The 13717-nt window shown below is 41.3% G+C and carries 10 protein-coding genes; 6 read left to right on the top strand and 4 right to left on the bottom strand.

Going from position 1 to position 13717, the window contains the following annotated elements; genetic code table 11:
* The first annotated feature begins 184 nt into the window (after positions 1-184).
* The 6 genes from K9N40_11225 (at position 185) to K9N40_11200 (ending at position 8909) form a co-directional block, all read left to right on the top strand.
* A complete protein-coding gene (locus K9N40_11225; GenBank protein MCF7815036.1) occupies positions 185-1297 on the top strand; it encodes a hypothetical protein in 1113 nt (370 codons plus the stop codon).
* A gap of 234 nt (positions 1298-1531) precedes the next feature.
* Positions 1532-2017, top strand: a complete 486-nt coding sequence (locus tag K9N40_11220) for a hypothetical protein (protein ID MCF7815035.1) — start codon at positions 1532-1534, stop codon at positions 2015-2017.
* Between the two features lie 9 nt (positions 2018-2026).
* Positions 2027-2995 carry a hypothetical protein gene (locus K9N40_11215; GenBank protein ID MCF7815034.1) on the top strand — a complete coding sequence of 323 codons (969 nt, stop codon included), beginning with the start codon at positions 2027-2029 and terminating at the stop codon, positions 2993-2995.
* Positions 2996-3012: 17 nt separating this feature from the next.
* Positions 3013-5139, top strand: a complete 2127-nt coding sequence (locus K9N40_11210; GenBank protein MCF7815033.1) for an SBBP repeat-containing protein — start codon at positions 3013-3015, stop codon at positions 5137-5139.
* 541 nt (positions 5140-5680) lie between these two features.
* Positions 5681-5848 (top strand): hypothetical protein, encoded by a 168-nt coding sequence (locus K9N40_11205; GenBank protein ID MCF7815032.1) that lies wholly within the window; start codon positions 5681-5683, stop codon positions 5846-5848.
* Positions 5849-5870: 22 nt separating this feature from the next.
* The gene (locus K9N40_11200) at positions 5871-8909 is read left to right on the top strand and encodes a T9SS type A sorting domain-containing protein (protein MCF7815031.1); all 3039 of its coding nucleotides are present in this window, start codon (positions 5871-5873) and stop codon (positions 8907-8909) included.
* Between the two features lie 639 nt (positions 8910-9548).
* Here K9N40_11200 and K9N40_11195 read toward each other — a convergent pair.
* The 4 genes from K9N40_11195 to K9N40_11180 form a co-directional block, all read right to left on the bottom strand.
* A complete protein-coding gene (locus K9N40_11195) occupies positions 9549-10811 on the bottom strand; it encodes a M48 family metallopeptidase (GenBank protein ID MCF7815030.1) in 1263 nt (420 codons plus the stop codon).
* A gap of 432 nt (positions 10812-11243) precedes the next feature.
* Positions 11244-11801, bottom strand: coding sequence for a LemA family protein (locus K9N40_11190; GenBank protein ID MCF7815029.1), 558 nt, complete (start codon positions 11799-11801; stop codon positions 11244-11246).
* Positions 11802-11859: 58 nt separating this feature from the next.
* Entirely contained in the window at positions 11860-13398 is a 1539-nt protein-coding gene (locus tag K9N40_11185) for a hypothetical protein (GenBank protein ID MCF7815028.1), read from the bottom strand.
* Positions 13399-13407: 9 nt separating this feature from the next.
* A partial coding sequence (locus K9N40_11180; protein ID MCF7815027.1) for a hypothetical protein occupies positions 13408-13717 on the bottom strand: 310 nt, incomplete at its 5' end.

The raw sequence follows: 13717 nt of genomic DNA, 5'->3' as shown, positions 1-13717 counted from the left end.
TGCCTTTACTAACAATAGTCTCAAGTTCTTCATGTTCTGCCTTGCTTAGCGTCACTCTGTACTTTATCATAATCACCTCACTTTTGTGAGACAATTATTCTCATCCCTTGCGACTTGTCAAGCTTGACATGACACTAGAAGCCTCTTCCTTGGTTCCACCAGTAGCGGTGAAGCGCCCTACAGCATGTTCCTGCAAACCTGGAACGGCACCGCTCCGGCATCACGTATTTCTATCAAAGGCAATACAGGTAAGGTCGGCATTGGCACAGAAAATCCCACCGAACAACTGCATGTGAACGGCAATGTGAAAGCGGATACCTTGAAGACTGATGGCGTTATCATCAATTCTGCTGCAAATGATGGGGTTTATGTCTATGAAGTAGGTACTCCTTCAGCTCATAATTCAAGTAGCACTAAAAATGGTTTTGAAGTAGCTGGAGCGGAAGGTTTTGGACTTTTTGTAGGAAGAGCGGATGATCATGGTGTTTTTGTTTCTTCTGCCGGAGAAGATGGGGTTTATGTTAGTACTACTGGAGAAGATGGCGTTTTTGTTTATACTGCTGGTGATGATGGTGTTCAAGTTAATTTTGTTGGAGATAATTATTTTCAAGCAGGTGGTGACGGAAATGAAAAATTCTATGTGAACAGCAGCGGCAGCCTGTATTCCCAGAGCTTTCAGAATATCTCCTTTGCAGCCGGCGGTAACCGCTATCTCGGTTTGCCGGATAATTCAAACAGCCTTTTCCTGGGTTCCACCAGCAGCGGCGGAGCGCCCTACAGCATGTTTCTGCAAACCTGGAACGGCACAGCTCCGGCATCACGTATTTCTATCAAAGGCAATACAGGTAAGGTCGGCATTGGCACAGAAAATCCTACCGAACAACTGCATGTGAACGGCAATGTGAAAGCGGATACCTTGAAGGTTGATGGGGTTGTTATTAATTCTGCTGGAGATGATGGTGTTTATGTCTATGAAGTAGGTACTCCTTCAGCTCATAATTCAAGTAGCACTAAAAATGGTTTTGAAGTAGCGGGAGCGCAAGGTAATGGACTTTTTGTAGGAAGAGCGGATGATCATGGTGTTTGTATTTCTTCTGCTGGAGGTGATGGTGTTTATGTCTGGAATGCTGGGACTCCTTCAACTCATTATTCAAGTTATTCTAAAAATGGTTTTGAAGTAGCTGGTGCGGAAGGACATGGACTCTATGTGGGAAAAGCTGATGATGGAGGTGTTTATGTTGGTTCTGCAGGTACTCCCACAACTTCAACTTCAAGTTATTCTACAAATGGTTTTTAAGTAGCGGGAGCAGAAGGTAATGGATTTTATGTTGGAAGAGCTGATCATAATGGAGTTTTTGTAGAATCTGCCGGAATTAATGGCGTTATCATTAATTCTGCTGGACATAATGGAATTCATGTTGAAGCTGAAAATTATGGGGTTTTTGCTCACACAAATGATCCCAACGATGAATATGGTTTATTCACTTCAGATAAAATTTTTGCCAGCAATCTGACCACCCGCAGCATCAGCATGCATGTGCATAACAGCGGTTCGCAAGCTTTGGAAAAAGGCGATCTGGTCTGCCTTGCCGGCGGCTATCAGCAAAATGTGCTGGGCGAAGATGACAGCGAACCGCTGGTGAATGTGCAGAAAGCAAATGCCGGCAATTCACAAGCCGTGTTTGGCGTGGTTCAATACAAGGTTTATATTCGTGAAGAAGTGGAAGAGCTGGAAGAAGAAACAATTATCACAAAATCATTCCGTCATGCGGATGGCAGCGCCGGTTTTGGCGAATATCTTTCCGTGGTCGTTTTAGGTCCGGCAGATGTAAAAATCGCTTCCGGAGAAGACATCAAAGTGGGAGAAGCAATTGCCGCAGCAGATGGCGTTGCCCGCAAAGTGCGCACCACAGAGATCAACGGCATCACCATCGCCGAAAATACCGGCATTGTAGGTAAAGCTCTGGAAAACGCCAACGGCAGCGGCAAACTGAAAGTTTTCGTCAATTGCCGTTAGGAGGCTGGCATGCGTAAAACTATGATCATAATTATCTTGCTGCTGCTGCTGACCACACTTTTTTCTCAGACTAACTATATCCTGAAGCGCAGCCTGTTCACTCCTGCCGGTGGCAGGCAGACAAATTCGTCTTATACAATCATTACTGCTGTGGCGCAGGGTTTCCAGGGCAGCGGAGAAAGCGCTAATTACAATGGTTTTACAGGATATTTCTATCCCTATTTCAGCAATCGTCTGCCCTTCATTGTATCGGTGAATGACGTGCCCAACGATCAAGGCAGGCAGGTGCAGGTTTTGTGGAATCGCAGTTGCCTGGATATTCCTCATTCTCCCATTCCCATCACCACCTATTCCGTGTGGCGTTTCGATGAAGAAAATACCGAAAACATGGAAGCCAATACTTTTACCGATCCCAATCTGGTGCTGGAGAATTTTGAAGAGGGTAAAGATCAGCCATATTTCTGGCAGCGGGAAGACGGCCAGGTGCTCACATTCATCAATCATCTGCCGGCTCTGCAAAACGAACTTTACGCCATCATTGCCGCCACCTTGTTTGATTCCTGCGGTAGTGAACTAAACTATACTTCCTTCGAAGTGATCGCTCACACCGATTCGGTTTCCATCTATTATGAATCTTTGCCCGATTCCGGTTATTCGAAGGATAACATCTCTCCCGATCCGGTGGCAGAACTGGATGTAACTGTGGAAAATGAGCAACTTCATTTGAATTGGACAGCCGTGACCCATGGCAGTTTTCAGGGTAATTCCTATCCGGAACTGAACGGCATCTGGTATCTCATATACGGCTCCGTTCAGGCAGATTTTATCTGCGACGAATCCACGCTGATCTGCGTTACGCAGAATCCCAATTATCTGTCCGATCTTTCCGGTGAAAACAGAAAATTCTTCCGGATCATCGTCAGCGATCAACCAGTCAGCGGAGATTTATCGGATTCAGTTAGTCGAAAAAAACGCTGAACAACCTGGAGAAAATCATGTTCTTTTTCAAAACAGGTGAAGCGATGAAAGCAGTTATCTTTTTTCTAATTTTAACTGCTGTCTGTCTTTCCGCCCAGGAAAATTTGTGGGATTGGGCTGTAAGCGGTGGAGATTATCATCACGATAAAGGCACGGCGATTGCTGCCGACGACTCGGGGAATAGTTACATCACAGGAAATTTTCTCTATACAGCAGATTTTGGTTCCGCTGCGCTTTCCAGTTTGGGCGGAACCGACATCTATGTGGCAAAGTTGGATGCCGACGGTAACTGGCTGTGGGCAGTTCAAGCCGGAGGGCAGGATATTGGTGATTTTGGTAATGGGATTGCTGCGGATGAGAGCGGAAATTGCTATGTTACAGGCTGTTTCGAAAACTCCGCTGATTTTGGTCAGTTTTCCCTCACTGGTAATGGCGGAAGAGATGTATTTTTGGGGAAACTGGACGGAAACGGCAACTGGCTGTGGGTGAAAAAAGCAGGCGGAATTGGTTCCGATGCGGGCTCTGATGTTACGCTGGATGAGGCTGGAAATTGTTATGTGACGGGAACTTTTGAAAATGCAGCCAGTTTCGGCAGTTTTGATCTGATCAGCAGCGGGGCAAGCGATATTTTTGCTGCCAAACTCGATGCCAACGGCAATTGGTTGTGGGCAACATCTGCCGGCAGCAATTCATACGATTATAGCCGGGCAATTGCAGTAGATTCTCAAAGTAATTGTTATATTTGCGGACAATTTGTTTTCACAGCCTATTTTGGTGCTTACTCCATCATTTGTGCTGGTGGATTTCAAGAGGATATTTTCGCGGCAAAACTGGATGCCGATGGCAACTGGCTCTGGGCAAGCTCGGCAGGCGGTCTTTATGCAAACTCCGCTTATGGCATTGCCGCAGATGCAGCCGGGAATAGTTATGTTACCGGCAAATTCTGCAGCACAGCCGATTTTGGTTCGATCTCGCTTACGACAGCCGGAAGCAGTAATTTTGCTTCGGATGTTTTTGCAGCCAAACTGGATAATACAGGAAACTGGGTCTGGGCAGCCGGAGCTGGTGGAACCGACAATGATCTGGGGTATAGTATCGACGTCGATTCCGAGGGGAGCAGTTATTTGACCGGTTCTTTTCGAGCAGATGCTTATTTTGGCTCCGATACATTGAGCAGTGCAGGTTATGAAGATATTTTTGTGGCAAAATTGGATGAGCAGGGAAATTGGCTGCAGGCAGATCGCGCCGGAGGATACAGCTCGGATGAAGGAGCAGCAATCTCTCTGGATAACTCCGGTAATGCGTATCTGGCAGGTTCTTTCAAAAACACCGCCTTCTTTGATGATACTGTTTTAGTCAGCGTCAGTGGTTACGATGTTTTTGTTGCCAGATATGTTTTTCAACAATCGCAGCCCAGTTTGGCACCACTCATCACAGCCATCACCGATCTTCCGAATGATCAGGGCAGGAATGTTCAGATCTTCTGGAATAGAAGCAGTCTCGATATAAGCGCATCTCCCGATCCTATCCTGTTTTATTCCATCTGGAGATATGATGAAATATTCGGTGATGAGTTTACTGAGAGAATCTTTTTCAATCCAAATGACATCTTCGTTCAAGTTCAGGATAATTCCCAAATCCAATATTACTGGCAGCGGGATGTTGAAGTTCTGACTTACATCACGCAGATTCCGGCTTTACAAAATCCTTCCTATTCTGTGACTGTGCCAACCTTGCTCGATTCCAGTTATATTTCACAGAATTTCAGCAAATTCGAAGTGTTAGCTCATACTTCCGAAGTTTGGACGTATTATGCTTCCGAAGCAGATTCCGGCTACTCGGTCGATAATATTCCACCCGATGAAACAGAAGTGGAAATCACCAAAATCGAGAATGGTTTCAGATTGAACTGGGAAGAAGTTACCAGCGGAACCTGGCAGGGTGTAAGTTATGAAGAACTAAACGGAATCTGGTATAAAATCTATGCTGGAACTATTCCGGATTTTGAATGCGATGACGAACATCTGCTGCACAATACCAATTCCTTAAGTTTTGATTTTCTCATCCAGGGAGCAGATCAGAAATTCTTTAGAGTTAAAGTAACAGATCAAAAGCCGACAACGATGATTGAGAGGGGGCAGTGAATTTTTTTCTTCCAGGTTGAATCACAAAAGCCTATCAAAAAGCATAAATCTAAAGTTTTTATATAAAAAAATCCTCGATGTTCTGCGTCGATTTTTTCTAAATTTTCTCCCCCGATCTAGGCGAGATGCCGAAGCAAGAAGTTTAATCGAAAGAATTCCTCGCTGCTCTGGATCTGGGTTTTCCAAATTTTCTCCCCTGTTTGAGGGGAGATCCGGCAGTTGCCGGAGAGGGGTAAATAATGAAAATTCGATTTACAGCATGCTGATATCAAGTTGACGAAAAGCTCTTTTACTCTACCTCGAGAATAGTCAACTTTTAAGATTTTTATTTATTTATTTGACACGAATCACATAAATAATAAAAAAATTACCTTGTGAAAGATTTGAGAGGAGGTAGATGATGACACACAAATCGAAAGATGCCCGTAAAACAGAACAGAAAAAAAAGCCCAAATTGTCGATCAAGGAAAAGCGCAAACAAAAAAAGGAAAAATCCAAATCATAACAAACTGACAGAAATTTTAAAAAAAAGGAGACGATCATGAAATTTAAGGAAAGATACACGGTAAAAACAAACAAAGAGATTGTTCTCATTCGTACAGATGACATTGAAGAAGCACTGAAAGTAAAGGAAGAACACAAACAGGAAGGCGCATACATTGATGATAGAAAGAGCAAGAAAAAACATCGAACTACATTTTTCAGATAGATTTTAAAAAAGGAAGGAAAAAATGAGAACAATTAGTTTTTTTGTAATTTTATTTTTACTTGGTACATTATTTTCAATCCAACAGCAAATTATCACCAGACCCGAAATTGGAATGCAGGTAATATCGGAAAACACAAGCAATATAAATAATTCAATCGATCCCGCAGTTTGTGATTCTCGAGATGATCGAGTTGAACTGAACTGGCAGACATCCGATCCCTCAGCAATTGCCGGGGAAGTTTCAGTTTCCAGTGCAACCATGAATTCCTTGGTACAATGGCATTTGAATGCCGAGAGATTATCACTTTATCATGATTCATCCGTTCCTGTGTGGGAACATGTCGTCGGCGATCTGGATTTTGGTTATCCCATCGATCAATTGGAAGACGGCAGCATTCTGGCAGCCGGAGATGGAACTGCAATTAAAATATTTGATCCATCTTCGTCCAATCCTACCTGGCAGCATTCTATTGGATTCACGATTGGCGATTTGGAATTGAGTCCTGCAGGTGATAAAATTTATATTTCATATTACGATGCTGTTCAGGATAGGGGAAACGTGGAATGCTATGATATTGGCGATACCAATCCGGTTTGGAATGCCGGATTTGAAGGCGGCGCACAAACTCTGGGAATCAGTGGAGACGGTTCCACTTTGATTTTCACCCAATACGGAGGCGGCAACAGCAACATGTGGGTTCTGGATTCTGGGGATGGAAGTGTGATCTTTCAAGGTCCGGAGTATAATCAAAATCCACCGGCAATTTGCCACGATGCATCGATCATTGTAAATGGCGATTACAGCGGTTATGTTCACGTCTACGAATATAACGACGATCTTCAAACCTATGAAGAAGCCTGGTATTTTCATGTGGATGGCGGCGGAACTTCCGATTGGATCGGTGGTATGGCAATTTCTGCCGACGGCAGTACTATCGCTGTGGGAACGCTTACTTTTGTGACGGGCGGATATAATGGACAAATTTATATTTTCAATAATTATTCTCCCACACCCATCTGGGTTTATGAAAATGTGGGAGATTATGTGATCGACGTCGACCTGACCGATGATGGATCACTTCTGGCTGTAGCCAGCTACGGACCGATGGATAACAGCACTTCCGACTTCTTCCTGTTTCGCAGGGAAAGCAATATTCCGGTTTTCGAATTTGATACTCCCGGTTCCTTGTTTTCGGTTGATATTTCCCCTGATGGAACAATTTGCACCACTGGTGGAAAGGCTGTTCACGCTCGTGTGATGGGAAGCGGCGGAGTTTTGTACAATGTCGATTCCGATCTGGGCGGTGGTTTCATTACTGGTGTTGTAAATTTGCAGGGAAGTGATGATAACAGCGGAGTAAAGGTGGAAATTCCCGAACTGACCGATTATTATACTTTTACAGATTATGATGGAAATTTCAGTTTGAACAACATTCCTCCCGACAGTTATTCTGTAGATTATACAAAAGTGGGATATGTGGCAAACAGCAGTTTGAATGTAATTGTGAATGAAGGAGAAACTACCGATCTGGGTGAAATTATGATGCAGCCTTTTGGTTCTCCACCTTTGAATTTATCTGCTACACAAGCCAGCGATATTTTTGTGGAATTGAATTGGCAGGCACCAGCTACAGGAACTGTGGAGGGATACAATATCTACCGCAAACGCTACGAAATGGATCCGTATTCAGAAACTCCCTATGCTTCTGTTGGTGAAGATGAACTTGTATTTATCGATAATGAAGCATTGCCGCAAATTCAATATTATTACGTAGTTACAGCAGAATTAGCTGGTGGTTTTCAAAGTCCATATTCCAATGAAGTTCAAGGTTGGATAAGCACTGGTTTTATTGCTAACGAAATAGAAGTTTATGAAGGCAGCACACCAACTATCGATGGAATGATCTCGGCAGGAGAATGGGATGATGCATTTATGATGGATACTTCCGATTTCTGGGGAAGTTATGATAATACGATCCAACCAATTGGCAGTGTTATCGGCTATTTTAAAACTAATGCAACGATAACAGAATTGTATGTGGCTTATATCAATTATAACGACACAGTTTTGGAAGATCACGATGAAGTAGCACTTTACATCGATGATAATAACGACGGTGTTTTTGCTCCTGAAATTCAGGCGAATGAAGGAAATTACTGGGCTGCTTATTATGCTGCCGGCAACGAATTGAAATTCCGTCCGATCTACGATACAGGCGGCGTGGGAACCGTTTTCTATCTTCCCGATCCGCAACTGGAAGTTTCAGCTGATGAAGGATATCTGGTTTACGAATTCATGATCCCAATTGGTACTGAAGCTTGGGAGATCAATCCCAGCGATGATAATCAATCCAGTTTAGCCATCTTTGTGTTGGATGACAACACTCCCGATCCGCATGGATTTGACGGTTGGTGGCCCATGGAAAACATTAATCTTTTTGCCCCTGATGGTTTTGGAACAATCACTTATGGAGCGGATCTTCAAACTCCACCTGCACCAGAGAATTTGGGTTTCATCGATAATGCTGATGATACTGTTACACTTTTCTGGGATCAGCCAGCGATGAATGATTTTGATCATTTTAATATCTATCTGGCTTTGGATGGTACAAATTTCGATCTAATCGGCGAAACTGTCGGAATTAACTACCTTTATGAAATCAGCAATTTCCAGGCTCTGCATAGTTTTTATGTAACTACTGTAAATCAATCTGGCCTGGAATCAGATGCTTCCAATATCGTGGAATTTCTACCAGTAAGTTCTGGAGACACTCCAATATTGCAGACTAAACTAAATGGCAACTACCCAAATCCTTTCAATCCAACAACAACGATTAATTATTCTGTAGCACAAACGTCCTCGTTTGTGACTCTGGAAATTTTCAATATCAAAGGTCAAAGAGTTAAACAGCTTGTAAATGAACAGCTTGCAGCAGGTCAGCATTCTGTGGTTTGGAATGGAAAAGATGATAATGGAAAGCAGGTTTCTACGGGAATTTATTTCTACAAAATGAAATCTGGAAATTATCATAAAAGCAGGAAAATGCTGCTTTTGAAATAATTTTCTGGCTCGAGTTCAGTTCCGTCTGGACTTGAGAACGTAGAGAATTTAGCGTGTTCTGAAGTCCCGTTTTAAGCTGAACTCCAGTACACAAACGATTTCTTTCCGACAGTTTCTCTCAGCATTTCTGAGATAGCTGTCGGAAAGTTTTTTTTACATCGATTTGAACTTTCCGAAAGCAGCGAGGAAGATTCAGCGAAAGAAGCTTACGGAAAGGAATTACATAAATCTTGAAGGTTAAGATCTCTTCTCGTTTCCCAAACTCCACAAAATCTTCTCGTTCCCAAACTCCACACAATCTTCTCGTTCCCAAACTCCGGTTTGGGAATGCAATCCCCAGCGAAACTCCGTTTCAAAATTTTTTTACCAATCTGGCCGATCAAACTACTTTTTCTCATTAATTTTAATGCAAATTAAGCATCGGAATTTTACTCGATCAAGAGTGATCGAGATACTAAAATAGATTTCTTGTTTCCAAAGTTTCACACAATCTTCTCGTTCCCAAACTCCGGTTTGGGAATGCAATTAACTTTCCGAAACCGACAGAAAGAGTTTTTGAGAGAAGGTTTCGGAAAGACAAAACAAAACCTTCCAGATTTTAGAAACCTGGAAGGTTTAAATTATTGAATATTTATTCGATTACTTCTTTTCGATCACATCCGAAATTCCTGCCAGAGTTGCCAGTTCTGCTGTGGGAACGCAATTAATTCTTCCACAACGCGGACAGGAAAATTTTGTTTTTTTGAAATCGGGTGGAATTTTGAATTTCATGCCGCATAAGCAGGTAACAAAAAGAAAGTTATTGAGCTTCTTTATCAAGTTGCCAGTTTCGCGCACTTTTTGATTTGCGGTTTTAGGTTTCACATCTTCGGATGCATCGCGGAGAGGGATATTATGATTCTCGTGAATTTTGGAAGCTGGAATGATATTGGTTCTTCCCGATCTTCCTTTTACCGAAGTAAACGCATTTTGATAATTTATGAAATTTGCGCCTTGTGAGATATTTCGTAATATTTTTATTCGTTCCGAAATTGGTGGATGAGTACTGCTTAGATTCTGCAATCTTTTTCCTTTTTTCTTGAGCGGATTGGCGATATAAAGACCGGCAGTGGCTTTGTTGGCTGTTTTCAGATCTTCGGTGGAATTTGAGATCTTTTCCAAAGCAGCAGCCAAGCCTTCCGGATAACGCGTCAATCGCACTGCTGAAGCGTCAGCCAGATATTCCCGCTTTCTGGAAATTGCAAAATAAAGTAAACGTGCCATTATCGGTGCTAGTACTGCCATCACAATCGCAATTATCATCACGATCATTTGAGCCTGCCCACCACCTTTGCTGCTGGAATTTCGCCTTCCACCACCAAACCACAGACTTCTTAAAAAAATATGAGATAGCAGAACGATACTTCCCAGCAGCACTCCCGAAAATGTCATAAAAAGTACATCCCGATTCAAAATGTGTGACATTTCATGAGCGATAACTCCCTGCAGTTCATCACGATTAAGCTTGGCCAGCAAACCGGCTGTAACTGCAATTGCTGCTTTTTCGGGATTTCTGCCCACCGCAAAAGCATTTGGCGCCGGATCGGGAATTATATAGATCTGCGGCATGGAATGCAAACCGGCAGCTATCTTCATTTCTTCTACAACATTGAAAAGTTGAGGATGTACATCTTTTGTAACTTTTTTGGCTTTGCTCATTGCCAGCACGATGGAATCTCCACCAAAATAACTGACAAGAGACATAATTCCCCAGATCAGCAAAGCCAGGCTCAAACCAAAGAAACCACCATCATTTCCACCGTAATAACTTCCCAGAAAATAACCCAGAAGTAACAGGCAGATTCCCATTACAAAAAATAAAACCAGCGATTTAATCTTATTGGCGCGAATTAATTCCCACATCAATATATCCTCTAATTCACCTTGAAAAGGCTTTCATGGAAAATTTCTTTGAACTATATCCTTTTCAGGTTTCTTTTACATTCTCTTCTTATTTCTTTCCGAATCTTCTTCAAAAGAAATTCAGAAAAGTAAGCTTCGGAAAGTTAATGGTCACGTTATTATTAGGTTGTTCTTAGTCAATTCCAACCGGAATTTTCCTTACTTCGATTTAATTCTTTCATAACTTATTAAAACTAAATCCATTTTAGTTTTCTCTCAAAATTATTATCTTTCCGAATCTTCTTCAAAAGAAATTCAGCAAAGTAAGCTTCGGAAAGTTAATGGTCACGTATTATTAGGTTGTTCTTAACTCAAATTTCATTTTGAGTCAATTCCAACCGACCTTGAAAAGGCTAAGTGTAAGAATGCTTCTGGTTAAGCCATTTTCAAGGTTCAGGAAAAATCTACTTTCGGTACTTCTTTTTCAGCAGGATTTTCCAGTTCAAAGAAAGTCTGTGTTTGGAAATTGAACATTCCTGCAACAATATTGGAAGGGAACATCTGAATTTTGTTGTTGAAGAAAAGCACTTGATCATTGTAATTCTGGCGGGAAAAGGCAATTTTGTTTTCAGTTGCTGTAAGTTCTTCCTGTAGTGCCAGGAAATTCTGATTTGCTTTCAGGTCAGGATAGTTCTCTACAACTACATAAAATTGACTCATTGCTCCATTCAAAGCACTTTCGGCATTGGCTTTTTCTTTCACTGAATCTGCTTTCATGGCTTTACTTCTGGCTTTTGTGATGCTTTCCAGCGTTTCTCTTTCATGCTTCATGTAGCCTTTGGCAGTTTCTATCAGGTTGGGAATAAGATCATGGCGGCGTTTCAATTGCACATCGATCTGCGACCAGGCATTTTTTACCTGATTGCGCAATCTTACCAGGCTGTTGTAAATTCCTATGAAACTGAAGAAAATTATCACGACAATTGCTATTACTACTATCAGAGCTATCATTACTCCTCCTTGTCTCAGCGAAGTTTCGAAAAATTCGAAACGAAGCCGAGATTATCTTTTATTTCAACAAAATACACTTTTTACAAGCTAACGATTTTCCGTCCACTACCAAATTGTAAAGATAAATTCCGCTGCTGACTGATTTATTATTGTCGTCATCTCCTTTCCAAACAACGGAATAACTATTTGGTGTGCCACATACTTCGACAAGCTCAGTATGACGGAATTCTTTTATCTGCTGTCCTTTCAGGTTATAAATTTCGATGGTAGCAAACGAGGATGTTTGGGGTACGTTGAAGCTGATCGTTGTGGTTGGATTGAAGGGATTTGGACTATTTTCTAATTGTAAATTATCTACAATAAATTGATTTTCATCACTTCTTAAATCGAATGATTCATTCTGGAAAAAATAAGCAGAACCAGAATCTACACCATTATCATCATCCCATTCTGCTCCGATAATTGCGTTTTCACCATCGATGCAAACAGAATAACCAAATAAATCACCTTCTTCACCATCGGATGCTGTAAATTTCTGCATTGATTCAGACCAAACAGAACCAACTCGATTGAATAAGTATGCCGATCCTGAATTTGAGCCATTATCATCATTATTATGAGCACCAATTATTGCATTGTTGCCTGAAATGGAAACAGCAAGTCCAAAATAATCATTTAGAGAACCATCTAAAGGAGTTAACTTTATTTGTTGAAACCATGTGGTTCCTAATCTATGAAATATATATGCTGACCCGGAGCGTGTTCCGTTAATATTATCTGCATAAGCTCCAATAATGGCATAATCTCCACTAATGGCTACTGATTTTCCAAAACAATAAGCGCCTGTATCATCTGGTAAAAGATGAGCTTGTTCATACCATACATCTCCTATCCTGTGAAAAATATAACTGGGATTGAATCCCGTATAGTCATAGTCATAAGCACCGACAATAATGTATGGGCCGTCTATAGAAACAGAAAAACCAAACAATTCACCCTCTTCTGAATGAAATGAATTTAATCTAGTTTGCTCAAACCAATTTCTGCCTGATTTTTTGTATACATATGCAGAACCTGTTTGAATGCCATTAACTTCATTTTTATAAGCTCCAACAACCGCATAATCACCTGATATAGATACTGAGTAACCATATTCATCCCAATCACCACCATTGGAAGCCGTTAACTTGGTAACTTCGGTCCAGGTATTTCCACTTCTGTGGAAAATGTAAGCTGAACCAGAATGAAAACCATTATCGTCGCTCCAATTTGCACCGACAATGATATTATCTCCATCAATTGCAACAGAATTCCCAAATATATCACCTTCTTCTCCATCGGATGGAGTGAGTTTAACTTGTTCAGTCCAAACATCATTTATTCTTTTAAATATATAAACTGAACCTGATATTGATCCATTGTCATCATCTACTGGAGCTCCAACAACTGCATAATCTCCATCTATTGCGACCGAGTTTCCAAAAAAATCATCGGTGAAACCATCTGAAGCAAGAATCTTTTGCTGTTCGATCCAATCTGCAGATAAGTTGGTATAGGAAAAGACAATAATCAATATTAAGCAAAAAGAGTATCTCATCAGTTCTCCCTATTTCAATAAAACACATTTTTTGCTTACTTGTGGATATCCATTTATAATCAATGAATAAAGATAAATTCCGCTGCTGACTGATTTATTATTGTCGTCATCTCCTTTCCAAACAACGGAATTACTATTTGGTGTGCCTGATCCTTCGATACAATGCTGCGCATCACTCAGGATGACAGGCAAAGTTTTCATTTTTTGACCTTTTAAATTGTAGATTGAGATTTCTATTTTATCAATTTGTCTAAAGTCTGAAATCTGAAATCTGATTTCTGTAGTTGGATTGAAAGGATTTGGATAATTGGAAAGATTA

It is taken from the genome of Candidatus Cloacimonadota bacterium, from assembly GCA_021734245.1.
GTDB lineage: Bacteria > Cloacimonadota > Cloacimonadia > Cloacimonadales > TCS61 > B137-G9.
Note: the sequence above shows the minus strand (reverse complement) of the source record. Positions and strands in the feature narration are given on the sequence as shown.

Bases quoted from the DNA above. Each gene is read 5' to 3' on its own strand.
- K9N40_11220 (MCF7815035.1), top strand. From the start codon at position 1,532: ATGCATGTGCATAACAGCGGTTCGCAAGCTTTGGAAAAAGGCGATCTG.
- K9N40_11185 (MCF7815028.1), bottom strand. From the start codon at position 13,398: ATGAGATACTCTTTTTGCTTAATATTGATTATTGTCTTTTCCTATACC.
- K9N40_11205 (MCF7815032.1), top strand. From the start codon at position 5,681: ATGAAATTTAAGGAAAGATACACGGTAAAAACAAACAAAGAGATTGTT.
- K9N40_11215 (MCF7815034.1), top strand. From the start codon at position 2,027: ATGCGTAAAACTATGATCATAATTATCTTGCTGCTGCTGCTGACCACA.
- K9N40_11200 (MCF7815031.1), top strand. From the start codon at position 5,871: ATGAGAACAATTAGTTTTTTTGTAATTTTATTTTTACTTGGTACATTA.
- K9N40_11210 (MCF7815033.1), top strand. From the start codon at position 3,013: ATGTTCTTTTTCAAAACAGGTGAAGCGATGAAAGCAGTTATCTTTTTT.
- K9N40_11190 (MCF7815029.1), bottom strand. From the start codon at position 11,801: ATGATAGCTCTGATAGTAGTAATAGCAATTGTCGTGATAATTTTCTTC.
- K9N40_11195 (MCF7815030.1), bottom strand. From the start codon at position 10,811: ATGTGGGAATTAATTCGCGCCAATAAGATTAAATCGCTGGTTTTATTT.
- K9N40_11225 (MCF7815036.1), top strand. From the start codon at position 185: ATGTTCCTGCAAACCTGGAACGGCACCGCTCCGGCATCACGTATTTCT.